This is a genomic window from Blastococcus colisei, assembly GCF_006717095.1.
In the GTDB taxonomy this organism is placed as follows: domain Bacteria; phylum Actinomycetota; class Actinomycetes; order Mycobacteriales; family Geodermatophilaceae; genus Blastococcus_B; species Blastococcus_B colisei.
The window spans coordinates 2868504-2893489 of the sequence record NZ_VFQE01000001.1 but is presented as its reverse complement, the minus strand read 5'-3'; the positions used below and the strand labels follow the sequence as shown (position 1 = coordinate 2893489).

25 protein-coding genes and 4 tRNA genes are annotated in these 24986 nt (G+C 72.4%); 21 read left to right on the top strand and 8 right to left on the bottom strand.

Annotated elements, in window-relative coordinates:
* Window positions 1-95: 95 nt before the first annotated feature.
* Window positions 96-2837: a DNA polymerase I gene (gene polA / locus FHU33_RS13760; RefSeq protein WP_142025848.1), complete on the top strand. Its 2742-nt coding sequence runs from the start codon at window positions 96-98 to the stop codon at window positions 2835-2837.
* Window positions 2838-2952: 115 nt separating this feature from the next.
* A complete protein-coding gene (locus FHU33_RS13755; RefSeq protein ID WP_170182449.1) occupies window positions 2953-3993 on the top strand; it encodes an AI-2E family transporter in 1041 nt (346 codons plus the stop codon).
* A 232-nt stretch (window positions 3994-4225) separates the two neighbouring features.
* On the opposite strand, the gene FHU33_RS13750 is transcribed toward FHU33_RS13755, so the two are convergent.
* Window positions 4226-5068 carry a class I SAM-dependent methyltransferase gene (locus FHU33_RS13750; RefSeq protein WP_142025846.1) on the bottom strand — a complete coding sequence of 281 codons (843 nt, stop codon included), beginning with the start codon at window positions 5066-5068 and terminating at the stop codon, window positions 4226-4228.
* Window positions 5069-5287: 219 nt separating this feature from the next.
* Between FHU33_RS13750 and rpsA the strand changes: the two genes are divergently transcribed.
* On the top strand, window positions 5288-6757 hold the full coding sequence (rpsA, locus tag FHU33_RS13745; protein ID WP_142025845.1) for a 30S ribosomal protein S1: 1470 nt from the start codon (window positions 5288-5290) through the stop codon (window positions 6755-6757).
* 122 nt (window positions 6758-6879) lie between these two features.
* On the opposite strand, the gene FHU33_RS13740 is transcribed toward rpsA, so the two are convergent.
* Entirely contained in the window at window positions 6880-7155 is a 276-nt protein-coding gene (locus FHU33_RS13740) for a hypothetical protein (protein ID WP_142025844.1), read from the bottom strand.
* Window positions 7156-7315: 160 nt separating this feature from the next.
* Here FHU33_RS13740 and coaE point away from each other — a divergent pair, with 160 nt between their 5' ends.
* Window positions 7316-7912, top strand: a complete 597-nt coding sequence (gene coaE, locus FHU33_RS13735) for a dephospho-CoA kinase (protein ID WP_142025843.1) — start codon at window positions 7316-7318, stop codon at window positions 7910-7912.
* Window positions 7909-8121, top strand: coding sequence for a hypothetical protein (locus tag FHU33_RS13730; RefSeq protein WP_142025842.1), 213 nt, complete (start codon window positions 7909-7911; stop codon window positions 8119-8121). The genes coaE and FHU33_RS13730 overlap by 4 nt, the downstream gene beginning before the upstream one ends.
* A 55-nt stretch (window positions 8122-8176) precedes the next feature.
* On the opposite strand, the gene FHU33_RS13725 is transcribed toward FHU33_RS13730, so the two are convergent.
* From FHU33_RS13725 to FHU33_RS13710, 4 genes are all read right to left on the bottom strand, one after another.
* A tRNA-Val gene (locus FHU33_RS13725) sits at window positions 8177-8251 on the bottom strand.
* A gap of 54 nt (window positions 8252-8305) precedes the next feature.
* Window positions 8306-8376, bottom strand: a tRNA-Cys gene (locus FHU33_RS13720).
* A gap of 41 nt (window positions 8377-8417) precedes the next feature.
* Window positions 8418-8490, bottom strand: a tRNA-Gly gene (locus FHU33_RS13715).
* A 95-nt stretch (window positions 8491-8585) separates the two neighbouring features.
* On the bottom strand, window positions 8586-9053 hold the full coding sequence (locus FHU33_RS13710) for an SsgA family sporulation/cell division regulator (RefSeq protein WP_142025841.1): 468 nt from the start codon (window positions 9051-9053) through the stop codon (window positions 8586-8588).
* A 204-nt stretch (window positions 9054-9257) separates the two neighbouring features.
* On the opposite strand from FHU33_RS13710, the gene FHU33_RS13705 reads away from it, so the two are divergent.
* The 4 genes from FHU33_RS13705 (at window position 9258) to FHU33_RS13690 (ending at window position 11303) form a co-directional block, all read left to right on the top strand.
* On the top strand, window positions 9258-9887 hold the full coding sequence (locus FHU33_RS13705; RefSeq protein WP_170182448.1) for a sigma-70 family RNA polymerase sigma factor: 630 nt from the start codon (window positions 9258-9260) through the stop codon (window positions 9885-9887).
* Window positions 9884-10675, top strand: coding sequence for an anti-sigma factor (locus FHU33_RS13700; protein ID WP_142025839.1), 792 nt, complete (start codon window positions 9884-9886; stop codon window positions 10673-10675). The genes FHU33_RS13705 and FHU33_RS13700 overlap by 4 nt, the downstream gene beginning before the upstream one ends.
* Window positions 10676-10797: 122 nt before the next feature.
* Window positions 10798-11175, top strand: a complete 378-nt coding sequence (locus FHU33_RS13695) for a PGPGW domain-containing protein (RefSeq protein WP_142025838.1) — start codon at window positions 10798-10800, stop codon at window positions 11173-11175.
* Between the two features lie 56 nt (window positions 11176-11231).
* A tRNA-Val gene (locus FHU33_RS13690) sits at window positions 11232-11303 on the top strand.
* A 52-nt stretch (window positions 11304-11355) separates the two neighbouring features.
* On the opposite strand, the gene FHU33_RS13685 is transcribed toward FHU33_RS13690, so the two are convergent.
* Both FHU33_RS13685 and FHU33_RS13680 read right to left on the bottom strand, forming a co-directional pair.
* Window positions 11356-12753, bottom strand: coding sequence for a multicopper oxidase family protein (locus FHU33_RS13685; protein ID WP_142025837.1), 1398 nt, complete (start codon window positions 12751-12753; stop codon window positions 11356-11358).
* A complete protein-coding gene (locus FHU33_RS13680) occupies window positions 12750-13586 on the bottom strand; it encodes a hypothetical protein (RefSeq protein ID WP_142025836.1) in 837 nt (278 codons plus the stop codon). Before FHU33_RS13680 ends, FHU33_RS13685 begins: the two co-directional genes overlap by 4 nt.
* Window positions 13587-13788: 202 nt before the next feature.
* On the opposite strand from FHU33_RS13680, the gene FHU33_RS13675 reads away from it, so the two are divergent.
* Genes FHU33_RS13675 through FHU33_RS13620 form a run of 12 tightly spaced genes read left to right on the top strand, consistent with a single transcriptional unit; the run spans window position 13789 to window position 24957 of the window.
* Entirely contained in the window at window positions 13789-14322 is a 534-nt protein-coding gene (locus FHU33_RS13675; protein WP_142025835.1) for an MOSC N-terminal beta barrel domain-containing protein, read from the top strand.
* A gap of 10 nt (window positions 14323-14332) precedes the next feature.
* The gene (locus tag FHU33_RS13670) at window positions 14333-15424 is read left to right on the top strand and encodes a CapA family protein (protein WP_246063606.1); all 1092 of its coding nucleotides are present in this window, start codon (window positions 14333-14335) and stop codon (window positions 15422-15424) included.
* A 38-nt stretch (window positions 15425-15462) separates the two neighbouring features.
* Window positions 15463-17499 carry a threonine--tRNA ligase gene (gene thrS, locus FHU33_RS13665; RefSeq protein WP_246063605.1) on the top strand — a complete coding sequence of 679 codons (2037 nt, stop codon included), beginning with the start codon at window positions 15463-15465 and terminating at the stop codon, window positions 17497-17499.
* Window positions 17496-18116: an HIT family protein gene (locus FHU33_RS13660; protein ID WP_246063603.1), complete on the top strand. Its 621-nt coding sequence runs from the start codon at window positions 17496-17498 to the stop codon at window positions 18114-18116. Before thrS ends, FHU33_RS13660 begins: the two co-directional genes overlap by 4 nt.
* Before the next feature lies 1 nt (window position 18117).
* Window positions 18118-18756 (top strand): phosphatidylinositol phosphate synthase, encoded by a 639-nt coding sequence (pgsA, locus tag FHU33_RS13655; protein ID WP_142025833.1) that lies wholly within the window; start codon window positions 18118-18120, stop codon window positions 18754-18756.
* A complete protein-coding gene (locus FHU33_RS13650; protein ID WP_142025832.1) occupies window positions 18753-19718 on the top strand; it encodes a phosphatidylinositol mannoside acyltransferase in 966 nt (321 codons plus the stop codon). The genes pgsA and FHU33_RS13650 overlap by 4 nt, the downstream gene beginning before the upstream one ends.
* Entirely contained in the window at window positions 19718-20920 is a 1203-nt protein-coding gene (locus FHU33_RS13645; RefSeq protein WP_142025831.1) for a glycosyltransferase family 4 protein, read from the top strand. Before FHU33_RS13650 ends, FHU33_RS13645 begins: the two co-directional genes overlap by 1 nt.
* Window positions 20921-20930: 10 nt before the next feature.
* Window positions 20931-21467 carry a LemA family protein gene (locus tag FHU33_RS13640; protein ID WP_142025830.1) on the top strand — a complete coding sequence of 179 codons (537 nt, stop codon included), beginning with the start codon at window positions 20931-20933 and terminating at the stop codon, window positions 21465-21467.
* Between the two features lie 49 nt (window positions 21468-21516).
* Window positions 21517-22413 (top strand): pyridoxal 5'-phosphate synthase lyase subunit PdxS, encoded by an 897-nt coding sequence (gene pdxS / locus FHU33_RS13635; protein ID WP_142025829.1) that lies wholly within the window; start codon window positions 21517-21519, stop codon window positions 22411-22413.
* A complete protein-coding gene (locus FHU33_RS13630) occupies window positions 22410-23510 on the top strand; it encodes a heparan-alpha-glucosaminide N-acetyltransferase domain-containing protein (RefSeq protein ID WP_142025828.1) in 1101 nt (366 codons plus the stop codon). Before pdxS ends, FHU33_RS13630 begins: the two co-directional genes overlap by 4 nt.
* A 35-nt stretch (window positions 23511-23545) precedes the next feature.
* Entirely contained in the window at window positions 23546-24208 is a 663-nt protein-coding gene (gene pdxT, locus FHU33_RS13625) for a pyridoxal 5'-phosphate synthase glutaminase subunit PdxT (RefSeq protein ID WP_142025827.1), read from the top strand.
* Window positions 24205-24957 (top strand): YebC/PmpR family DNA-binding transcriptional regulator, encoded by a 753-nt coding sequence (locus FHU33_RS13620; protein WP_142025826.1) that lies wholly within the window; start codon window positions 24205-24207, stop codon window positions 24955-24957. Before pdxT ends, FHU33_RS13620 begins: the two co-directional genes overlap by 4 nt.
* Window positions 24958-24986: the final 29 nt, after the last annotated feature.

Sequence of the window (24986 nt, the reverse complement as noted above, 5' to 3'; positions counted from 1 at the left end):
GGCACGGTATCGACGTCTGGCCCCGCTGCAGGGACCCGACCCGAGCCTGCGAGGGCCGGGGGGGCAGGGGGGTCCTCTTACTAGGATCGGACCCGATGTCCGCGCCCAGCTCCACCCTCGCCTCGTCCGCCGCCTCCTCCGCCCCGGGGGACAGGCCGCGGTTGCTGCTCCTCGACGGTCACTCGCTGGCCTACCGCGCCTTCTTCGCGCTGCCGGTCGAGAACTTCTCCACGACCACGGGCCAGCCGACCAACGCCGTCTACGGCTTCACGTCCATGCTGATCAACATCCTGCGCGACGAGAAGCCGACGCACCTCGCCGTCGCCTTCGACGTGGGCCGCAAGACGTTCCGCAGCGAGATCTTCGCCGAGTACAAGGCCAACAGGTCCGAGAGCCCGACCGACTTCCGGGGCCAGGTGAGCCTCGTGCAGGAGGTCCTCGCCGCGCTGCACGTCCCGGTGATCACCGCTGAGGGCTACGAGGCCGACGACGTCATCGCCACGCTGACGGTCCAGGCCGTCGAGCGGGGCATGGACGTGCTCATCGCGACCGGCGACCGCGACGCCCTCCAGCTGGTCAACGAGCACGTCACCGTCCTCTACCCCCGCAAGGGCGTCTCGGACATGACGCGCTTCACGCCGGACGAGGTCGAGACGAAGTACGGCCTCAGTCCGGCCCAGTACCCCGACTTCGCGGCGCTGCGCGGCGACCCGAGCGACAATCTGCCGAGCATCCCCAGCGTGGGGGAGAAGACGGCGGCCAAGTGGGTGCGGGAGTACGGCTCGCTCGGCGCTCTGGTCGACCAGGTGGACACGGTCAAGGGCAAGGTCGGCGAGAAGCTGCGCGAGCACCTGTCGTCGGTGCTGCAGAACCGCCGGCTCACCGAGCTCGACCGCGCCGTCCCGCTCGACCTCGGCCCCGCCGACCTGGCCGTCCAGCCGTGGGACCGCAACGAGGTGCACACCCTCTTCGACAACCTGCAGTTCCGGGTGCTGCGCGACCGGCTCTTCGCCACGCTCACCAGCGCGGAGCCCGAGGTGGAGGGCGGCTTCGACGTCGTCGAGGACGAGGTCCCCGCCGGTGGGCTGGGGGAGTGGCTCGACGCCAACGCGCGCAGCGGCCGGACCGGTGTCATCTTCCGCGGCACCTGGGGCCGGGGGGCCGGGGAGCTGACCGGCCTGGCGCTCGCCGCGGGCAACGACCACGCCACGTTCGTCGACGTCGGCCCCGACCTCGACGCCGCCGACGAGCAGGCGCTGGCCGCGTGGCTGGCCGACCCGTCCGCCCTCAAGGCCGTGCACGAGGTCAAGGGCCCGCTGCTGGCGATCTGGGCCCGTGGCTGGGAGCTCGACGGGCTCATCAGCGACACCGCGCTGGCCGCCTACCTGGCGCTGCCCGGCCAGCGGTCCTTCGACCTCGGCGACCTCGCCGTCCGCTACCTGCGGCGCGAGCTCAAGGACGCCGCCGAGCCCGAGGGCCAGCTCACCCTCGACGGTCTCGGCCCGAGCGAGGACGACGTCGCCCGCGAGGCCGCGCACGCCGACGTCCTCAAGGCCGTCGCCGTCAACGACCTCTCCGACGCCCTGGAGACGGTGCTGGGCCAGCGTGGCGGGGACCACCTCCTCGGCGGCATCGAGCTGCCGCTGACGCGGGTTCTCGGGGCGATGGAGTACCGCGGCATCGCCGCCGACCTGGACTTCCTGCACGAGCTGCAGAAGGAGTTCGCCGACGGTGTCGCCGCCGCGGCGGCCGAGTGCTACGCCGTCATCGGCCGGGAGGTCAACCTCGGCTCGCCCAAGCAGCTGCAGGCGGTGCTCTTCGACGAGCTCGGCCTGCCCAAGACGAAGAAGAACAAGACCGGGTACACGACCGACGCCGAGGCGCTGACCTCGCTCCTGGCCTCGACCGGGCACCCGTTCCTCGAGCACCTGCTCCGGCACCGCGACGTCACCCGCCTGCGCACCGTCATCGACGGGCTCATCCCGATGGTCGACGACGCCGGCCGCATCCACACGACGTTCCAGCAGACGATCGCGGCGACCGGCCGGCTCTCCTCGACCGACCCGAACCTGCAGAACATCCCGATCCGCACCGCCGAGGGCCGCCGGATCCGGCAGGCCTTCGTCGTCGGTCAGGGCTACGAGTCCTTGATGACGGCGGACTACAGCCAGATCGAGATGCGGATCATGGCCCACCTCTCCGGCGACGAGGGGCTCATCGAGGCGTTCACGTCGGGGGAGGACCTGCACTCCTTCGTCGCCTCGCGGGCGTTCGACATCCCGATCGAGGACGTCGACCCGGAGATGCGCCGCCGGATCAAGGCGATGAGCTACGGCCTGGCCTACGGGCTGTCGGCGTACGGCCTCTCCCAGCAGTTGCGCATCACGCCCGAGGAGGCGCGTGGCCAGATGCACGCCTACTTCGAGCGCTTCGGCGGCATCCGCGACTACCTCGACACGGTCGTCGAGGAAGCCCGGCTGACCGGGTACACCGAGACCACGCTCGGCCGGCGTCGCTACCTGCCCGACCTCACCAGCGACAACCGACAGCGGCGCGAGATGGCCGAGCGGATGGCGCTCAACGCTCCGATCCAGGGCTCGGCCGCCGACGTCATCAAGGTGGCCATGCTCAACGTGGAGAAGGCGATCGCCGCCGAGGGGCTGAACTCCCGGATGCTGCTGCAGGTGCACGACGAGCTCGTGCTCGAGGTCGCCGCGGGGGAGCGGGAGAAGCTCGAGGACCTGGTGCGCCGCGAGATGGCCGGTGCTGCCGAGCTGTCGGTCGCCCTGGAGGTGTCGGTCGGCTTCGGCGCCAGCTGGGACGCCGCCGCCCACTGACGCCGGTCGCCTGTGGTCGGGACATCGCCGTGGATGTGTCAATCCGGATCGCCGGGACAACACCTGACGGATGGCATCGGAAACTGCGCCTGATCGAGGCCGCGAGCCGGCTCCCGTGTGGCTGGTCCGCACCGCGGCCATCGGGGGCCGGCTGCTCCTGCTGGCGGTCCTGGTCTGGCTGCTCGCGGGACTCGCCGTCAAGCTGACCCTCCTGCTGGTCACCGTGGCCGTCGCGCTGCTGCTGGCCGGGGTGGCCGCACCGCTCGTGGGGTGGGCCCACGGGAGGGGCGTGCCGCGCTGGGTCGCCGCGGGTGGCGCCGTCCTGCTGCTGCTGGCCGCTCTCGTCGGTGCCACCGTCGGACTGGGTGCGCGGATCGCCGATCAGCTACCCCAGCTGCGCGACCAGTTCCAGAGTGTTGCCTCCGACCTGTCACAACGGTTCGGCATCCAGTTGCCGGGCGCCGGCTCCTCGTCCGGCGGAGGCTCGGGCACTTCGCAGGGCGGCTCGTCCGGCGGCGGTACCAGCGCCGGCGATTTCCTCGGACCGGCCCAGACGGCCGCCGAGGTGCTCATCGGCATCTTCCTGACCTTCGCGCTCGCTTTCCTCTTCCTGACCAGCGGCCCGGGCATGTGGACGTGGCTGCTCGGCAAGTTCGGCGGTCGCGTCCGCGAGGACGTCGACGCCGCAGGGCGGGCCGCGTGGACGACCGTCGGGGGATACGTCCGCGGCCTGACCATCGTCGCGGTGTTCGACGCGGTCGGCATCGGCGTCGGACTGCTCCTGCTCGGCGTCCCGCTGGCGCTCGTCCTGGCCGCCCTGCAGTTCCTGGCGTCCTACATCCCCACGATCGGCGCCTTCGTCGCCGGAGCACTTGCGGTCGTCGTCGCCTACGGATCGGGCGGCCTCGGCACGGCGGCCCTCGTGCTCGCACTGGTCGTCGTCGTGCAGCAGGTGGGCAACGACGTGATCGAGCCCTATGTCATGAAGAACCGGCTGCCGCTCAACGCGGCGATGGTGCTGGTGGCCGTGACCGCCGGAGGTCTGCTCTGGGGCATCGCCGGTGCTCTCCTGTTCGTCCCACTGGCCGCGGCGATGTCGGCCGCCGCGCACGAGGTCTGGGTGCGGCACGGGTCCCCGCCGGTCGCAGGCGGCTGAACCGCCCCGCCGGGGACGGCGTACCGAGGGGTCCGGTGACATGCACGGGTAGCGCCGCCATGCGGTGGCTCGAGGCCGCAGCCTCGGCGTCCGGTGCCTCGACCAGGCAGAAGCGGACGTCCATGAACAGCGGCATGTTCTCGCCTTCCCCAGGTCGCCGGCCCCGGGCGTGCCGGCCGACGGCGGGAGTCTGCTCTTCGGCGGCGGGGCGAGGTGGTACGTCGGACTCGGCTCAGGGCCTGGAGCAGACCAGGATCAGCGTGCCGGGCACGAGCGCGCCGCGTTCGGGCGACCACTGTCCCCAGTTCTGCGTCCGGCCGGGCGTCCACTCGGGTTCGATCAGGTCCTCGATGAGCAGGCCGGCGCCGACGACGGCGCGGACCCAGTCGCCGACCGTCCGGTGGTGCTCGACGTACACCGCGCGGCCGGCGCCGTCGGTCTCCACGTAGGGCATGCGGTCGAAGTAGGAGGAGACCACCCGGAGGTCCTCGGGATCGGGGGAGTCGGGGAACGGCCAGCGCATCGGGTGGTTGACCGACGCGACGAACCGGCCCCCGGGCCGCAGCACCCGGGCCACCTCCCGGAGCGCGCCCTCGGCGTCGGCCACGAAGGGCAGTCCGCCGAACGCCGAGCACACGACGTCCACGGCCCCGTCGGCGACGGGCAGCGCCCCGACCTCCCCCTGCACGAGGGGCACGTCGATACCGGTGGAGCGGTTCAGCTGTGCGGCGCGGGCCAGCATCCCGGCGGACAGGTCGAGGGCGACGACGTCCGCGCCGGCGGTGCGCATCCAGCGGGAACAGGGCGCCGAACCGCAGCCGATCTCCAGCACCCGACGGCCGGCGACGTCGCCCAGCAGGTGCGCATCGGCCTCCCGCAGCCCTTCCGGGCACCACAGGAAGTCGGCGTCCCCGAGGTCGGCGCCGTGCTCGGTCAGGTACGCCGGAGCCGCCGCGTCCCACCAGCGGCGGTTCGCCCGGGCGGACTCCTCGACGCCGGCCGGCCGCCGGGCGACGCCACCGGCGGCCGGATAGCCGTCGCTGCCCAGCGGCGGGGACGACGGGATCTCGCTCATGACGCGCCGATCGTGACACGCGGGGGAGTGCTCATCGACCGCCGACCCAGGTGGACCCGGCGGTCTCGTCGTCCGTACGATGGGGAATGCGCCAGAGGTCTGTCGTGCTCTTCCCCACAGGGAAGGCCTGCGCCGGTTCTCCCCGCTGATCACCCCCGCGGCCGCGTGGCCGCGGGTCGTCCTGTCCCTACGCATAAACCGTCCGGAGCAACCAACCACATGACCTCCACTCAGGTCCGTCCTTCCAGCACCCCCCAGGTCGCCGTCAACGACATCGGTTCCGCCGAGGACTTCCTCGCGGCCATCGACCAGACGATCAAGTACTTCAACGATGGCGACATCGTCGAAGGCGTCATCGTCAAGGTCGACCGGGACGAGGTGCTGCTGGACATCGGCTACAAGACCGAGGGCGTCATCCCCTCGCGCGAGCTCTCCATCAAGCACGACGTCGACCCCAACGAGGTCGTCAGCGTCGGCGACGAGGTGGAAGCCCTGGTCCTCCAGAAGGAGGACAAGGAAGGGCGGCTGATCCTCTCCAAGAAGCGCGCACAGTACGAGCGCGCCTGGGGCACGATCGAGGCCAAGAAGGAAGCCGACGAGGTCGTCACCGGCACCGTCATCGAGGTCGTCAAGGGTGGCCTCATCCTGGACATCGGCCTGCGTGGGTTCCTCCCCGCCTCGCTGGTCGAGATGCGCCGCGTCCGCGACCTGCAGCCCTACGTGGGCCGCGAGCTCGAGGCGAAGATCATCGAGCTCGACAAGAACCGCAACAACGTCGTCCTCTCCCGCCGCCAGTGGCTCGAGCAGACGCAGTCCGAGGTCCGCAGCGAGTTCCTCAACAAGCTCGCCAAGGGTCAGGTCCGTACGGGCGTCGTCTCCTCGATCGTCAACTTCGGTGCGTTCGTGGACCTGGGTGGCGTCGACGGTCTGGTGCACGTCTCCGAGCTGTCCTGGAAGCACATCGACCACCCGTCCGAGGTCGTCGAGGTCGGCCAGGAGGTCACCGTCGAGGTCCTCGACGTCGACCTGGACCGCGAGCGGGTCTCCCTGTCGCTGAAGGCGACGCAGGAGGACCCGTGGCGTCAGTTCGCCCGCACGCACCAGATCGGTCAGGTCGTCCCGGGCAAGGTCACCAAGCTCGTTCCGTTCGGTGCGTTCGTGCGCGTCGACGAGGGCATCGAGGGCCTGGTGCACATCTCCGAGCTGGCCGAGCGCCACGTCGAGATCCCCGAGCAGGTCGTGCAGGTCGGCGACGAGATCCTGGTCAAGGTCATCGACATCGACCTGGACCGCCGCCGCATCTCGCTGTCGCTCAAGCAGGCCAACGAGGGCGTCGTCGGCGACGAGGAGCAGTTCGACCCGGCCGCCTACGGCATGGCCGCGTCCTACGACGCCGAGGGCAACTACCTCTACCCTGAGGGCTTCGACGCCGACACCGGCGAGTGGCGCGAGGGCTTCGACGCGCAGCGCGAGGAGTGGGAGCGGCAGTACGCCGAGGCCCAGGCCCGCTTCGAGGCGCACCGCAAGCAGATCGCCGCGGCGAAGGAGGCCGACGCCGAGGCCGCTGCCGGCGGCAGCTACTCCAGCGACGACGCCGCCGGCCCGGACGTCCCGGCCACCGGTGGCGGCACGCTGGCCAGCGACGAGGCCCTGGCCGCGCTGCGGGCCAAGCTCGCCGGCGGTGAGTGAGCAGTAGTGCTCTGAACCACGGAGGCCCAGAACCGATCCGGTTCTGGGCCTCCGTGGTTCACCGCCTTCTCAGGCACACGAACAGGCCCCACGGACGTCGTCCGTGGGGCCTCTCGCGTTCTTCAGAGGCTGAGGATGATCGCGAAGGCGGTGCGCGGACGACCACCGGAACCGGCGAGGAAGGTCCAGGTGTGGCGGCCGGCGGGCGGGGCCTGGAAGAGCCACTGCAGGAAGGTGTTGCGTCGCGGCGAGGCGGGACGCTGGAACTGCATGCGCTCGCGGACGGCGGGGATGTCGTCGCAGCGGACCCCGGCGGCCGAGCCCAGGCGGTGACGGCCGGCGCCCTGCCGGCGGGCGGCGCGCGTCGAGGGGGATGCGTCAGCGGTGGTACGGGACATGTCGGGTTCTGCCTCTCTCGGCGGGGGAAGATCGCCGAGGCGGACGTTATGCGCGTGACGCGTGTGACTGGTGCGACGCGCCGGACGGGACGTGCGGGTGTTATCCGGCCGTGACCTTGCGCGTTCGAGGCGCCCCCGGCTGGCCAACTACTGTCCGGTCGTGACGCGCATCGGACTGACCGGCGGGATCGGGTCCGGCAAGAGCACGGTCTCGGCTCTGCTGGCCGCCCGGGGCGCGGTGATCGTCGATGCCGACCGGATCGCCCGCGAGGTGCTCGAGCCGGGCACCCCGGGACTCGCGGCGGTCGCGGAGGCGTTCGGGGACGATGTGCTGGCCGCCGACGGCGCCCTCGACCGGACCGCGCTGGCCGCGGTCGTCTTCACCGACGCGGACGCTCGGAAGCGACTCGACGGGATCGTGCATCCCCTGGTCCGTGCCCGCGCCACCGAGCTCGCCGGGGCCGCCCCGCCGGACGCCGTCGTCGTGCACGACGTGCCGCTGTTGGTGGAGACCGGCCAGGCGCCCTCCTACGACCTGGTCCTGGTGGTGGAGGCCGATCCGGCCGTTCGCGTGGCCCGGCTCGTCCAGCGGGGCCTCACGGCCGAGGATGCGCGGGCCCGGATGGCTGCCCAGGCCTCCGACGAGGAGCGTCAGGCGGTCGCCGACGTCGTCCTGGACAACAGCGGGACCCGGGAGCAGCTCGAGGAGCAGGTCGACCGGTTCTGGGCCGACCACGTGCCCCCGGTGACGGGATGACCGGTACCCGGTCCGCTCCGGCCCCGGAGGTGTGCCGGGCGCAGGTCGGCACCTGGACCGCGCTGGTGGTCGTCCCGGTGGGGATCACGGTCCTGTTGTTCCTGTACGTGGACGTCAACCCGGTCGTGCACGGGATGTTCGCCGTGGTCGCCGCGCTGCAGATCATGATCGCGCTGCACTGGAGGCGGAACCAGAACTGGCGGCGCTGAGCGCTCCCGCCCCCACGAACAGCGAAAGCCCCAGGTCGGTGACCTGGGGCTGAGCTGGTGGGCGATACTGGGATCGAACCAGTGACCTCTTCCGTGTCAGGGAAGCGCGCTACCGCTGCGCCAATCGCCCGTTCCGGCCTCGCGACCGGACCCTCCTCCGCGCTCGTGCTCCGCAGAGGAGACGAGGTGGAGACGGGATTTGAACCCGTGTAGACGGCTTTGCAGGCCGTTGCCTCGCCTCTCGGCCACTCCACCGCACGCGGGCGCCAGTCTCTCGACCAGCGCCCGAGGTTCCGAGCGGACGACGGGATTCGAACCCGCGACCCTCACCTTGGCAAGGTGATGCTCTACCAGCTGAGCCACGTCCGCGTTGCGTGGAGAACTCTAACCGACGCCCTCGAGCCCTCCAAGCAGGGGGGTCCCAGCGGCCGTCCCGGAGAGGGGTCGGGGACCGAAACCGCTGGTCAGCGGCCCGATGGGTCCGCCCCACCGTTGGAGAGCAGCACGTGCAGCTCGTCGTCGAGGTCGAGCAGCCCGCTCTCCGAACCCGAGGGGACCAGTGCCTCGGTGTGCCGGAGGAAGGCGGCCACGGTCGCCCGCGACAGCTCGAACAGCGCCTCGCCCGAGGGGGCGCGCAGGTGGAGGAACAGCACGTCGGTGGCCCCGTACGCCGGCCACAGCCGGACGTCGCCGTCGCCGGTGGGGGCCTGGAGACCGGCCTGGAGCAGCTCGCGGCTCAGCAGCCAGGCGATACCGCCCTCGTCGAGGTCGACGACACCGTTCTCGTCGCCGACGTCGCCGAAGGCGATGCGGACGGCGAACGGGTCGGCCGCGTCGTAGCAGAGCAATGCCGGTACCTCGGTCCACGACTGCGGACCGACCAGCTGGAGGGTGAGGGGGGACGAGTACCCGGGGGTCCAACCGCTGCGCATGTCAGGTCAACGACCGTCGGTTCTCGGAGTGACGTCGCATTGCACTTCCTTCACATCCGTCACACCCGTCACACGGGCGCCACGAGTCGATGCTGCTGGCCCTCTCTGCCATGCCCGGGCGGGGCACCGGTGAACCGTCGCATCGCACCGGGAGTGAACCGTTGGGGCGGGAGCGCCCGAACGATGCGTGTGATCATGGGAGCTGTGACCTCCCCGCCGCGGCGATCTGAGGACACCGCCGGGGACGCCGACGTCATGCGTCGGATCCGGGCGGGGGACCGCAGCGCCATCGACGACCTCTACGAACGGTTCCGTCGGCCCGCGTTCGCGCTGGCCCGCCGGATCCTGGGCGACGACGCCCTGGCCGAGGACGTGCTGCAGGAGGTTTTCCTCAGCGTGTGGCGCGATCCGGCGGCGTTCGACCGGGGACGGGGCAGCGTGGCCTCGTGGCTGCTGGCCGTCGTCCACCACAAGGCAGTGGACTCCGTACGTCGCGAGGAATCCCAGCGCCGCCGACAGGCGCAGGCGGAGGACGAGATGGCGCTGGACGCGCCCACCGCGACGCGCGACGTCGAGGACGACGCCTGGTCCCGGGTGGTCGCCGAACAGGTGCGGACGGCGATGGGCCTGCTCTCCCAGCCGCAGCGCGAGGCGCTGACCCTCGCCTACTACGGCGGGTACACCCAGCGGGAGGTGGCCGCGCTCACCGGCACCCCGCTCGGCACCGTCAAGACCCGGATGCTCGCCGGGATGCGCCGGCTCAAGCAGGAGCTCGGCGGACCCGCCGGCAACAGTGCCCTGGACACCATCTCGTCGACGGAGGACTCGCGATGACCGCGGACCACGAGCGCTTCGACGAGCTCGCCGTGGGCTGGGCGTTGCATGCGCTCGAGCCCGAGGACGAGACCGAGTTCACCCGGCATCTGTCCGGCTGCGCCCGGTGCGCGGAGACCGTTGCGGAGACCACGGAGGTGATGGGGGCGATGGCCGCGGACCTGCCCCAGGCCGAACCCTCCGAGGCGCTGCGCGTGCGGTTGGCCGCCGCGGTGCAGGCCACCGAGCAGGTGCAGCGGCCGCCCGTCCCGCCACGGCAGGCCGAGGTCCCGCGGCTGGTTCCGGTTGCCCCGGGCGTACCGGCTGCCCGGCGGCGCCCGTTGGCGATCACCCTCGTGGCCGCGGCCGTGGCGGCAGTGGTCGGTCTGGGGCTGTGGAACGTGGCACTCAACTCCGACCGGCGGGACCTGCAGGCGCAGGTCGCCGAGCAGAGCAAGGCCATGGCCGCGCTGCTGAGTCCGGACGGGACGACGGTCACGTCTCTGGGGGCCGACGGTCGCCCGGTCGCCACGGTGGTGCCCCGGGGCGAGGAGGTGCAGGTGGTGAGCTACGGGCTGTCCGAGAACGAGACCGCGTCCACGACGTACGTCCTGTGGGGCCTCGACGGCGACGAGACGAATCCGCTCGGAACCTTCGACGTGGAGCGGTCACAGATCGAGCTGAAAACCGTAGGCTCCGGGCTGGCCGGTCTCGACGACTTCACCAGCTTCGCCATCAGTCTCGAGCCCGGTCGGGAGGCTCCGTCGACACCGACGGAGGTCGTGGCGACCGGGCAGGTGACCAGCTGAGCGAACAGAGGACGGCGGCCGCGCCGGTACGTCCGATCCCGGACTCGGCCGACCATCGGGAGACGTCGGCGGAGCGCCGCGCCCGGTACGACGCCGACGACACGCACAGCCTGCGTCAGCGGGTGGCCGAGACGCGCTGGCGGCGTCGACTGGCGGTTCGTCGGGCCGTCGACCAGGCCTATCGGTTGTGCGTCGGCATCGTCGGCGGGCTGATCGTCGCGCTCGGCCTGGCGACGATCCCGCTGCCGGGACCGGGCTGGCTCACGGTGATCGCCGGCCTCTTCGTCCTGGCCAGCGAATTCCTGTGGGCCGAGCGGCTCCTGGAGTTCACCAAGAAGCACGTCAAGCACTGGACCGACTGGGTGAGCGCCCGGCCGGTGTGGGTGCGGGTGCTGCTCGCCGCGGCCACGGCGGCGTTCGTCTACGGCATCCTCGTCGTCGCCCTGCACGTGATGGGCGTGCCCGACTGGGTGCCGGGGTGGGTGCCGCTCTGGCGGTGACGTTCTGGCACAATCGTCGGCGCGGTGCACGCGAGTGCCCGTGTCCGAGATGCGCAGGGCGATTGGCTCAGTGGTAGAGCGCTTCGTTCACACCGAAGAGGTCACTGGTTCGAACCCAGTATCGCCCACTCGCCGGAGGGCCCGGTCCGCGACGCGGACCGGGCCTTCCGTCGTCCGTGCTCACCGCCGTCCGTACTCGACCAGCCGGACCATCCCGTCCTCCATGTGGTGGTGGTTGTGGCAGTGGAACAGCCACCGCCCCGGGTTGGTCGCCAGGAAGTCGAACGTCACCTCACCGCCGCGGGCGGGGACGGCGACGGTGTCCTTCACCGGCCCCCGTCCGCTCGCCGTCAGCACCTGGAAGTGATGGCCGTGCAGGTGCATGGGGTGCCACTTGGCGCTGGTGTTGCGCATCGTGAACCGCACCCACTCGCCTTCGGCGACGGGCAGCGGGTCGGCGTCGGGATAGCTCTGCCCCCCGATCTGCGTGCCCGACAGCACGAGGTCGTACCGGCGGTCCGGCGTCCCGTTCGGCAGTGCCAGCGGCTCCCGCGCCAGCAGGTCGTCGTAGACCGCCAGCTGCCCGGCCAGCTCGGCCGGTCGTTCCCCGACCTCCGGGGCCCGGGAGGCGTCGCTGCCCGTGTAGCGCAGCAGGGCCCGGCCCCATCCACCCCGCCCCTCCGGCTGGACGCCGATCTGCCACACCCCGCCGGGTGCAGCGGCGTCGACCAGGACGTCGTAGCGCTCGCCCATCCCCAGCCGCAGCGCGTCGACCGTCGTGGGCTCCACCGGCATCCCGTCGGTGTGCGTGACCGTCAGCCGGTGGCCGGCGATCGCGAAGCGGAAGCCGGTGTCGGCGGCGATGTTCATGACCCGCAGACGCACCCGGTCGCCGGCCCGCGCCTCGAGCACCGCGGGGTCCTCCGGAGGGCGCCCGTTGACCAGCAGCAGGGGATAGGCCCGGCCGCCGAAGGAGACGGTGTCGGCGGGGTCCGGATCCGTGTCGCCGGCCGGCGCCGCGTGGCCGGCGTGGTCGTCCATGCCGTCGCGCCAGTCGTCGAGCATCAGGGTGTACTCGCGGTCGTAGGAGAGCTCCTCGGTCCGCGGCTCCACGACCAGCGGCCCGTACAGGCCCCGGTCCAGCTGCATGCCGACGTGCGCGTGGTACATGAACGAGCCGGGGATCGGCGTCTCGAACTCGTAAGTGAAGCCCTCGCCGGGCGCCACCGGGTCCTGGGTGATCCCGGGGACGCCGTCCATCCCGTTCGGCGGCGCCAGCCCGTGCCAGTGCACGGTGGTGTCCTCCGTGAGCTCGTTCTCCAGCTGCACCCGCAGGACCTCACCGGCCCGGAGGCGGATCTCCGGACCCGGGACGGTGCCGTAGCCCCAGGTGGGCACCGCGTGGCCGGCCAGGTCGACCCGCATCGGTGCGGCCGTCAGCCGCAGGCCCCCCGTGGTGGGAGGGCCTGCGGCCGACGGCTCGCGGCCCGAGCAGCCGCTGACCAGCGCGAGCCCGGCGGCGGCGGTCAGCCCCAGGAACTGGCGTCGTGTCGCCGGCTGCGATGCGAAGCCCGTCACTCGGCGGTGAACTCCGCGAACATGCCCAGGGTGAAGTGCGGTGGGCCGTCGCCTTCGTGCTCATGCGTGGTCCCCTGCGGGATGAAGCACGCCGCTCCGTACCGCCCCTCCTCCAGGCGCATGAACGTGGTGTCGGACTCGCCCGGCGCAGCGAAGGCGACGCCCTTGAGCTCGATCATGGAGATGACCTGCTCCTCCGGCTGGGTGAGCAGTTCCTCGACCGGCATCGTCACGTCGTCGTTGATGCGGGCGAGACCGATCTCGTGCATCTCGTCGCCCTCGTTGGTGAAGGTGATGGCGACGACGCCGGACTGGATCGTCTCCGGGATGCCCTCGTACTCGTAGTTGACCCCGGTGGCCTCGAGCTGCTCGTAGCCGCACTCGGCGAGCATGTACTCGTCGATGGCGTCGTCGGCCTCCGTGTACTCCGGCTGCTCGAAGATCGTGTCGTCGCCGGTCGAGAGCACCTCGCGGATGTTGCCGGTCAGCGTGGTGACGGCGTCGCTGATCTCCTCGGGGGCGGTCTCCTCCACAGCGGCGAGCTGCGGCTCGACCTGGGTCCCGAACTCCTCGAGCGCCGCCTGGATCTCCTCGGGAGTGGCGGTCTCGAAGTCGATGGGGGGGCCCATGGCGATCGCGCCCTCCGCGTCGACCGCCGCCTCGCAGAACTCTGCGGGGTCGCCTCCGGCCTCCGCCGCGCTGCTCTCCGCGGCCTGGGTCTCCTCGCCACCGGAGTCGTCCGATCCGCAGGCCACCATGGTGGTCGCCAGCGCGAGCGAGGCGCCGCCGAGGACCAGGCGGCGCAACGCCCGGGTGCCAGTCGTCCTGTGCATGTTCTCCAACCTCTCTGCCATGGACGGCCGCGCCGACCGTGTCGACGGGCAATGTCGCGATGAGGAGGGGCGTGTGGCGTCGTCGGATACACGGTGCGGAGCCGGACGCGGTGCCGGATCTGCGATCCGTCACGCGATGTCGCAGCGGGTGCTCGCTCCGTAGTACGGATCCGTACCGGACGACGCCGGTACCGTCCGGGAGATGACGACGGGACGACAGGTGGGCCGGGTCGAGGAGATCTGGCTCTACCCGGTGAAGTCGCTGGCCGGCACCGCCGTGGCCACCGTCGAGATCGGCCCGGACGGGCTGTCCGGTGACCGGGCGTGGACCGTGGTCGCGGATGACCGGCCGGTCCGGGCCAAGGACGAGCCCGTGCTCGCCACGCTGTCTCCAGCGGGCGCCGATGCCGCGTCCCTGTCCGCCGCGCTCGGCCGGCCGGTGCGCCTGCAGCGGCTCCCGCCGCAGCCGGGGGCGGCCCCGGTCCACCTCGTCTCCCGGGCGGCCGTCGAGCGGGCCGCGGAGGGTGAGGTGCCCGAGGGCTGCTCGGCCGAGGATCCGCGCGCCAACCTCGTGCTCGCGCTGGACGGCGACGAGCGCACGTGGGTGGGTCGCGACCTGCGGATCGGCGACGCCGTCCTCCGCCTCAGCCGCACTCCCAAGCACTGCCTGGGGGTCTATGCCGAGGTCGTCACGCCCGGCGCGGTGCGCATCGAGGACGCCGTCCTGCTCGTCTAACGTCCTCGTCGTGGCATGCCGCCGGACGTGGCTCGTCGGGGTCGCCGTGCTCCTGACCTCCTGCACGGAAGATCCGGAGCCGGTCGTCGCACCTCCCACGGCTCCGCCGCCGGCGGAGAGCTTCACCCTCGTGGCCACCGGCGACGTGCTGATCCACCAGGACCGCGCGCTCACGGCCGGCGCGGAGCAGCCCGACGGCTCCTACGACTTCTCCGGCGTCCTCGAGCCGGTCGCCCCGCTGATCGGCGCCGCCGACCTGGCCATCTGCCATCTGGAGACACCGGTCGCCCCGCGCGGCGGCCCGTACCGCGGCTACCCGAGCTTCGCCGTCCAGCCCGAGATCGTCGACGCGCTGGCCGACGCGGGGTACGACCTCTGCTCCACGGCGTCGAACCACTCCCTCGACGACGGGACGGAGGGCCTCGTCCGCACGCTGGACATCCTCGACGCCGCCGGGATCGCGCACGCCGGTACGTATCGCAGCGAGGCGGAGTCCCTCGACCCGACGCTGGTCGACGCCGGTGGGGTCACCGTCGGCCTCGTGGCCGGCACCTTCAGCCTCAACGGGGTCCCGCTGCCGGCCCGGCGGGAGTGGTCGGTCGACGTCGCACCGGTGCCCGACGTCGGCGGGATGCTGGCGGCGGCCGGCCGAGCCCGTGCGGCGGGCGCCGAGGTCGTCGTCGCCAGCCTGCACTGCTGCGCGGAGTACCGGCACGACCCGACCGACGCGCAGGTCGCAGCGGTGCAGGCGCTGCTCGCCTCGCCGGATGTCGACCTCGTGCTCGGCCACCACGCCCACGTCGTCCAGCCGATCGAGCAGATCGCGGGGGAGTGGGTGGCCTACGGGCTCGGTAACCACATCGCCGAGCACGCCACCCGCGGCCACCGGACCGAGGACTCGGTGGCCGCGCGGTTCGCCTTCACCCGCGGCGACGACGGCCGATTCACGGTGACGACGGCGGAGGCGGTGCCGCTGGCCATCGAGTTCGGCGGGGAACGGGTGACCGTCCAGCCGGCCGACCCGGAGACCTATGCACGGGTCGCCGAGGTGCTGGCTCGTCGGGGCGGCGTCGCGGCGGGCCTCCAGGTCGTCGCGCACTAGGCTCGGGAGGCCCGTTCCACCGACCCTCTGGAGTTCCTGTGTCGACCCCGCCCTCGCCGACCGCCGTACCCCCGATCCGGGTGCCGGCCGGGACGACGGCGATGCAGGCGCTCAAGGACGCCGGAATCCCGCTGAAGGGTCCCGACGGCGCCGTCGTCGTCCGCGACGCCGTCAGCGGTGACCTCAGGGACCTCGCCTGGACCCCGGAGGCCGACACCGAGGTGGAGCCGGTCCCGGCCGCCAGCGCCGACGGTCGCGCGGTCATCCGCCACTCGGCCGCCCACGTGCTCGCGCAGGCGGTCCAGGAGCTGTTCCCCGGCACCCGGCTGGGTATCGGCCCGCCGGTCGAGAACGGCTTCTACTACGACTTCGACCCCGAGCGGCCGTTCACCCCCGAGGACCTCACGGCGCTGGAGAAGAAGATGCAGGAGATCGTCCGCGCCGGGCAGAACTTCGCCCGCCGGGAGATCGGCGACGCCGACGCGCAGGCCGAACTCGCCCACGAGCCCTACAAGCTCGAGTTGATCGGCCTCAAGGGTGGTGCCGGCGAGGGCGCCGACGTCGAGGTCGGCGGCGCGCAGCTGACGATGTACGACAACCTCGACGCGCGCACCGGTGAGCGGGTCTGGACAGACCTGTGCCGCGGCCCGCACCTGCCGCGCACCAGCACCATCCCGGCGTTCAGCCTCACCCGGTCGGCAGCCGCGTACTGGCGGGGCAGCGAGAAGAATCCGCAGCTGCAGCGCATCTACGGCACCGCGTGGGAGAGCAAGGACGCGCACAAGGCCTATCTGGAGCAGCTGGCCGAGGCCGAGCGCCGCGACCACCGGCGGCTGGGCGCCGAGCTGGACCTCTTCAGCTTCCCGGACGAAATCGGCTCCGGCCTGGCCGTGTTCCACCCGAAGGGCGGCGTGGTCAAGCGGGAGATGGAGGACTACGTCCGCGCACGGCACATCGAGGAGGGCTTCGACTACGTCGGGTCGCCACACATCAGCAAGGGCGGGCTGTTCGAGACCTCCGGGCACCTGCCGTACTACGAGGACACCATGTTCCCGGCCATGGACCTGGAGAACTCGAAGTACTACCTCAAGGCCATGAACTGCCCGATGCACAACCTGATCTTCCGGTCGCGCGGGCGGTCCTACCGCGAGCTGCCGCTGCGGTTCTTCGAGTTCGGCTCGGTCTACCGGTACGAGAAGTCCGGCGTCGTGCACGGCCTCACCCGGGTGCGCGGCCTCACCATGGACGACTCGCACAGCTACGTCACCGCCGAGCAGGCGCCGGGCGAGATCCGGCACCTCATGGGCTTCGTGCTGGGGCTGCTGCGCGACTTCGGGTTGGACGACTACTACCTGGAGCTCTCCACCCGCAGCGACGACCCGGACAAGAAGGACAAGTTCATCGGGTCGGACGAGGAGTGGGCCGTCGCCACCGCCGTCCTCGAGCAGGCGGCCAAGGACTCCGGCCTCGAGCTGGTGCCCGACCCGGGCGGCGCGGCGTTCTACGGGCCGAAGATCTCCGTCCAGGCCCGTGACGCGATCGGGCGCACGTGGCAGATGTCGACGATCCAGTACGACTTCAACCAGCCGGCGCGCTTCGGCCTGGAGTACACGTCGGCCGACGGCGGCCGGCAGCAGCCGGTCATGATCCACTCGGCGAAGTTCGGCTCGATCGAGCGGTTCTTCGGCGTCCTCACCGAGCACTACGCCGGGGCCTTCCCGGCCTGGCTGGCCCCGGTGCAGGTGGTCGGCATCCCGATCACCGACGAGCAGGTGCCCTACCTGACCGACGTCGCGCTGAAGTTGCGCGCCCGGGGCCTGCGGGTCGAGATCGACGACTCCGACGACCGGATGCAGAAGAAGATCCGCACCGCGAGCAAGCAGAAGATCCCGTTCGTGCTCATCGCCGGCGGCACCGACGCCGAGGCCGGCGCGGTCTCGTTCCGCTACCGCGACGGCAGTCAGCGCAACGGTGTCCCGGTCGACGAGGCGGTGGAGCAGGTCGCCGCGTGGGTCGCCTCCCGCTCCAACCTCGATCCGTCGGCCCTCGATCCGTCAGCAGGGTCCTCGGGATGAGCGACGACGGTCCGGGCGCGGCCTTCGAGCATCTGTGGACGCCCTACCGGATGGCCTACATCCGGGGGGAGGGCAAACCCACCGGCCCGCACGACTGCCCGTTCTGCGTCATCCCGACCATGGACGACGAGGAGGGCCTGATCGTGGCCCGGGGGACGACGGTCTTCGCCGTCCTCAACCTCTACCCGTACAACGCCGGGCACCTGATGCTGGTCCCGTACCGGCACGTGCCCGACTACACCGACCTGACCTCCGAGGAGGTCGCCGAACTGGGCGCCTTCACCCAGACGGCGATGCGCACGGTGCGGACGGTGAGCGGGGCCCACGGCTTCAACATCGGGATGAACCAGGGGTCGGTCGCCGGCGCCGGCATCGCCGACCACCTGCACCAGCACGCCGTGCCCCGCTGGGGCGGCGACACCAACTTCATGCCGGTCATCGGGCTCACCCGGGTGCTCCCGCAGGTGCTGAAGGAGACGCGCGATCTCCTCGCTGCCGCCTGGAGCGGGCACGCCGTCCGTGTGCCGTCGTCCATCCACCCCACCACCGCCTCGCCGTCCGCCCACCCCACCACCGCCTCGCCGTCCGCCCACCCCACCACCCCGGCAGGAACCTGAGGTGCTCGGCAGCAACGTCCGGCCGGCCGTGGCCCGCTTCTGGGCGCCGGTCGTCGGGCGGCTGGCGAAGGCCGGGGTCACCCCGGACATGGTGACGATCACCGGCACCGTCGGCGCGGTCGCGTCCGCCGTCTTCCTGATCGGGAACGGGTGGCTCTTCTGGGGTTCCTTCGCCGTCACCGTGTTCGTCCTGCTCGACATGCTCGACGGCGCGCTGGCCCGCGCCCGCGGTGGCGGATCGGTCTGGGGCGCGGTCCTCGACTCCACCGGCGACCGGGCGGCCGACGCGGCGATCTTCGGGGCGCTGGTCTGGTGGTACTCCGGGGACGGCGACAACCGGCTCCTGGTCCTGCTGGCGCTCGTCTGCCTGGTGCTCGGGATCCTCACCTCCTACATCAAGGCGCGGGCCGAGGGGGTCGGGCTGGCCTGCGACGTCGGGGTCGTCGAGCGCACCGAGCGACTGATCCTGGTGCTGGTCGGGGCCGGCTTCACCGGGCTCGGCATCCCCTACGCGGTGCACGCGGCACTGTGGGTGCTCCTCGTCGGCAGTGCGGTCACGGTCGGCCAGCGGTTCCTCGCCGTCCGCCGCGCCGCCGCCGGCCGGCCCCTGCCCGTCCCGCCGTCCCCACCGGCGCCGTGAGCCGGGGCTTCGTCGACCGGGCGACCGCCCGGCTGACCGACGCCGGCTTCGCCGCCGGCTGGCACGCCGTCCGGCTGCTCCCCGAGCCGGCTGCCCGGGGCGCGTTCGACCGGGCAGGCCGCTGGGCTGCCGGCCGCGACGGCAAGGGCACCCGGCAGCTCCGGGCCAACCTGCGCGCGGTCACGGGGGGCCGGCTGAGCGAGCCGGAGCTCACCGACCTCACCACCCGGGCCGTCCGCTCCTACGCGCGCTACTGGCAAGAGGCGTTCCGGTTGCCGGCGCTGCGCAGCGAGCGGATCGTCGCCGGCACCGAGGTCGTCGGTCTCGGGCACCTCGAGAAGGCCCGCGCCGGCGGACGCCCGGTGATCATGGCGTTGCCGCACAGCGGCAACTGGGACGCCGCCGGGATGTGGTTCATCGACTGGCTCGGCGGCCCGTTCATGACCGTCGCCGAGCGGCTCGAGCCCGAGTCGCTGTACGAGCGCTTCGTGGCCTTCCGGGAGTCGTTGGGCTTCCGGGTGGTTCCGCTGACCGGCGGGCCGCGTCCCAGCACCGAGGTGCTCCGGGAGTGGCTGGGGAAGGGTGGGGCCACCTGCCTGCTGGTCGACCGCAACCTCGGCAGCGGGGGAGTGCCGGTGCAGTTCTTCGGCCGCACCGCGACCCTGCCCGGCGGTGCCGCGCTGCTGGCCGCTCAGACGGGGGCCGCGCTGGTCCCGACGGTGTGCCAGTTCACCGAGGGCGGCTGGCGGCTGGTCTTCTCCGCGGATGTCCCGGTCGCCGGACCGGGCCGGCTCAAGGACCGGGCCACCACCGCCATGCAGGCCGTGGCGGACGCCTTCGCCGCCTCGATCGCCGACCGGCCCGAGGACTGGCACATGCTCGGGCGGATCTGGGCCGACGTGCCGCCGGATCCACCCGCTGGGTCGAGCGCGAGCCCTTCTCCGACCCCGGCCGCCCTCTGATGCGCATCGGCCTGGTGTGCCCGTACCAGTGGGACGTGCCCGGCGGGGTGCAGTTCCACGTCCGCGACCTGGCCGAGACCCTCCTCGGTCTGGGGCACCACGTGGAAGTGCTGACCCCCGCCGAGCACGAGGACTCCCTCCCGGCGTACGCGACCTTCGCCGGCCGGACGGTGCCGGTCCCGTACAACGGGTCGATGGCCAGCCTGCAGTTCGGGCCGGTCTCGGCCACCCGGGTGCGGCGGTGGCTGCGCGACGGGCACTTCGACGTCGTCCACGTGCACGAGCCGGCCCCGCCGTCGGTCTCGTTGCTGGTCTGCATGATCGCCAAGGGCCCGATCGTGGCGACGTTCCACACGGCGACGACGCGGTCGAAGTGGCTCGCCGCCATGGGGCCGATGGTGCGGCCCTGGCTGGAACGGATCAGCGGGCGCATCGCGGTGTCCGACTTCGCCCGCCGCGTCCAGGTGGAGCACCTCGGCGGCGACGCGGTGATCATCCCCAACGGCGTGCACGTCGACGCGTTCACCCACGGCCCGACGCTGCCCGGCATCGCCCGGGGCGTCGACGGGCCGACCATCGGCTTCCTCGGCCGGTTCGACGAGCCGCGCAAGGGCCTGCCGGTGCTGCTCGAGGCCATGCGCACCGTCGTCCGCCGCCATCCCGGGGCGCGGCTGCTGATCGCCGGCCGGGGGGACGCCGCTGAGCTGGACCGGCTGGTCGGCGAGGACCTGCGCCCGCACGTGGGCCTCCTCGGCGAGATCTCGGAGGCGGACAAGGCCGCCCTCCTGCGATCGGTGGACGTCTACTGCGCGCCCAACCTGCTCGGGGAGTCGTTCGGCGTCATCCTCATCGAGGCGCTCGCCGCCGGGGCGCCCATCGTGGCCAGCGACCTCGACGCCTTCACCCGGGTGCTCGAGGACGGCGCGGCCGGCGTGCTCGTCCGACGCGGCGACGCGGCCGCGCTCGGCCGTGCCCTCTGCGACCTCCTCGCCGACCCCCCGCGGCTGGCCGAGCTCTCCGCCCGGGGCCCGGCCGCGGCCGCCGCCTACGACTGGCAGATCCTCGCCCGCCGCATCCTGGCCGTCTACGAGACGGTGGTGCTCCCGGGCGGCAGCGCCGTGACCGCGACGGACGACGACCAATTCCCCGGGGTGCCACCGGCCCGCGGGCAGGTGCGGACAAGCCCACGGCCCCCCCGCTAGCCTGCGCCCCGTGACGCCCGACGCCTGGTTGCTGCTCGGCGGCGTCCTCGCGCTGCTGCTGGTCGCGTGGGTGGCCTGGACGCTGAGCCGGCTGAGCCGGCTCGAGGACCGGGTGGCCCGGGCGTGGATCGCCCTGGACACGCAGTTGCAACGGCGGGCGGGGCTGGCCGAGGAGCTGGCCCGCAACCATCCGGCCGCCGTGGGGCAGGACCGGGCCCCGTACCTCGCCGCCTTCGCGGTCGATGCGCGGATCCCCGTCGACGGCGACCGGGAGCTGGCCGAGAACGCCCTGGGCCGGGAGCTGCGGGAGCTGCCCCCCGATCTGCCCGGAGTCCCGGCCGCACTGCAGGCCGACCTGGAGGGCACCGCCACGCGCGTGGGCCTGGCCCGGCGCTTCTACAACGACGCCGTCCGTGACACCTGCGCGCTGCGGGGGCAGCGGATGCCCCGGCTGCTCGGCCTGCACGCCCGCCGCCCGCTGCCGCGCTACTTCGACATCGACGACCGCCTCGACCAGGTGGCCGGTGCCGGGCGGGGCGGTGGCTGACGCGCCGTAGTATCGGGGTTCCACGACCGTCTATCAGAGGCAGCATCCCGTGTCAGCGCAGACCCCCTCCACCGGCACCGACCGCGTCAAGCGCGGCATGGCAGAGCAGCTGAAGGGCGGCGTCATCATGGACGTCGTCACCCCCGAGCAGGCGAAGATCGCCGAGGACGCCGGCGCGGTCGCCGTCATGGCGCTGGAGCGTGTGCCCGCGGACATCCGCGCCGAGGGCGGCATCTCGCGGATGAGCGACCCCGACATGATCGACGGCATCATCGGCGCCGTCTCGATCCCGGTGATGGCCAAGGCCCGCATCGGGCACTTCGTCGAGGCCCAGGTGCTGCAGGCGCTGGGCGTCGACTACATCGACGAGTCCGAGGTGCTGACCCCGGCCGACGAGGCGCACCACATCGCCAAGAGCGAGTTCACCGTGCCGTTCGTCTGCGGCGCCACCGACCTCGGCGAGGCGCTGCGCCGCATCTCCGAGGGCGCGGCGATGATCCGCTCCAAGGGCGAGGCCGGTACCGGCAACGTCGTCGAGGCCACCCGCCACATGCGGGCGATCCGCGCCGGCATCAGGGCGCTGGGCACCCTGGACGAGACCGAGCTGTTCGTCGCCGCCAAGGAGCTGCGTGCGCCGTACGACCTGGTGGTCGAGGTGGCCCGGCTGGGCAAGCTGCCGGTCGTGCTGTTCACCGCGGGTGGCATCGCCACCCCGGCCGACGCGGCGATGATGATGCAGCTGGGCGCCGAGGGCGTCTTCGTCGGCTCGGGCATCTTCAAGTCCGGCGACCCGGCCCAGCGCGCCGCCGCGATCGTGCAGGCCACGACCTTCCACGACGACCCCGAGGTGATCGCGAAGGTCTCGCGGGGTCTGGGCGAGCCGATGGTGGGCATCAACGTGTCGACCCTGCCGGAGAGCGAGCGGTACTCCACCCGCGGCTGGTGACGCACGACCCGGGGACCGGCCGGGACCGCATCGCGGGTCTGGACCTGGCCCGCGGGCTGGCCGTACTGGGCATGTTCGGCGCCCACCTGGGCATCAGCGGCGAGCTGTCCGTGGACCCGGCGAGCTGGACTGCGGTCGTCGACGGCCGCTCGTCGGTCCTGTTCGCCACCCTGGCCGGGGTCTCGGTCGCGCTGCTGTCGGGCCGGACCCGGCCGGCCGACGGCGTCGACCTCGTCCGGGCCCGGCTGCGCATCGCCGTCCGGGCGGCCTGGATCTTCGCGATCGGCGCGGTGCTGGAGTGGCTGGACACCTTCGTCGCGATCATCCTCGGCGTCTACGCGGTCCTGTTCGTCCTCGCGTGGCCGTTCCTGCGCTGGTCGCCGCGGCGGCTGCTCGCGGCCGCCGGGGTCGTCGCCGTGGCGGGACCGCCGCTGAACGCGTTCCTCGGGCAGGTCCTGTCGGTCGCCGACGCGGAGTCGCACTACGTGGCCGAACTGCTGGTCACCGGCACCTACCCGGCCATGCTGTGGCTGGCGTTCCTGCTGGCGGGACTGGCCGTCGGCCGGCTCGATCTGGCTGCCACCGGCGTCCGGGCGCAGCTGGCCGGGCTCGGCGCAGCCGCCGCCGTGGTGGGCTACGGCGGCGGCTGGCTGAGCACCCGGGCCCTCGCCGGCGGCGTCCCGTCCTCCGGTCCGGAGGAGGGCTTCGCGTCGCCCGTGGGGGAGTGGGAGCCCGCCTGGCTGACCGGCGCCGAGCCGCACAGCGGCACGACCTTCGAGATCGTCGGCTCCACCGGGTTCGCGGTGCTCGTCATCGCCGGCTGCCTGGTGCTCGCCGATCTGGTGCCTGTCCTGGTCGCTCCGCTGGCCGCCGTCGGTGCGCTGGCCCTGTCGGTCTACAGCGCCCACATCGTCGTCATCTGGGCCCTGACCGCCGTCGATCCGGCCGCCGCGCAGGGCCTGGGCGACTGGGTGCTGTTCGCGCTCTGCGCGACGGCGACGGCCACCGTGTGGCGGGCGCGCCTGGGCCGCGGCCCGCTGGAGCGGCTGCTCACCTGGAGCTCGACCCGGGCCGCCGCCGTGCACCCTCCGGGCTGACCCCGGCCGGACGGGCCGCCGTAGCGTGACCGTTCGTGTCCACCGCTCCCGCCCGCCCGGTCGTCGGCGTGCTCGCCCTTCAGGGCGACGTCCGCGAGCACCTGGCCGCCCTGCGCGAGCAGGGTGCCGAAGCCGTTCCGGTCCGCCGACCGGAGGAGTTGGCTGCCGTCGACGGGCTGATCATCCCGGGCGGTGAGTCGACCACGATGTACAAGCTCGCCGAACGGTTCGGCCTGCTCGAGCCGCTGCGCGCCGCCGTCCGCGACGGCCTGCCGGCATACGGCTCGTGCGCCGGGATGATCCTGCTCGCTGACCGGCTGCTCGACGCCCCGCCGGACCAGCAAACCATCGGCGGCATCGACGTGACGGTGCGGCGCAATGCCTTCGGCCGACAGGTCGACTCCTTCGAGTCCGAGGTCGAGCTCGGCCTGGACGGCGGGCCGCTGCACGCGGTGTTCATCCGCGCGCCCTGGGTCGAGGAGGCACGCAGCGACGTCGAGGTCCTCGGGCGGGTCGTGGGTGGAGCGGCCGACGGTAGGATCGTGGCCGTCCGCCAGGGGAACCTGGTGGCCACGAGCTTCCACCCCGAACTGACCGGGGACCGCCGGGTGCACGCGCTGTTCGTCGAGATCGTCCGCCGTCACCTGGCCGAGCAGGCCGGCACAGCTGCCGGGAACGAGAGGGGCAAGGCGAGATGAGCGGCCATTCCAAGTGGGCGACGACCAAGCACAAGAAGGCCGGGATCGACGCCAAGCGCGGCAAGCTCTTCGCCAAGCTGATCAAGAACATCGAGGTCGCGGCCCGCACCGGCGGCGGTGACCCGGCCGGGAACCCGACGCTGTTCGACGCCATCACGAAGGCGAAGAAGAGCTCGGTCCCCAACGACAACATCGACCGCGCGGTCAAGCGGGGGTCCGGCGCCGAGGCCGGAGGTGTCGATTACCAGGGCATCACCTACGAGGGCTACGCCGCGGGTGGCGTCGCCGTCCTCATCGAGTGCCTGACCGACAACAAGAACCGCTCGGCCATGGAGGTCCGCACCGCCATGACCCGCAACGGCGGGTCGATGGCCGACCCCGGCTCGGTCTCCTACCTGTTCTCCCGCAAGGGCGTCGTGGTCGTGCCGAAGACGGACGGCGTCGACGAGGACACCGTGCTCATGGCGGTCCTGGACGCCGGCGCCGAGGAGGTGCGCGACCTCGGGGACGGATTCGAGGTGGTCAGCGAGCCCGGTGACCTGGTCGCCGTCCGCACCGCCCTGCAGGACGCGGGCATCGACTACGACTCCGCCGAGGCCGGCTTCGTCCCGAGCGTCACCGTCGAACTCGACGAGGACGCCGCCGGCAAGGTGTTCCGGCTGATCGACGCCCTCGAGGACTGCGACGACGTCCAGAACGTGTACGCGAACTACGACGTGTCCGACGAGGTGCTCGAGCGCGTCGGCTGACGGTGTGTCGGGGGCCGATCGTCGTCGGC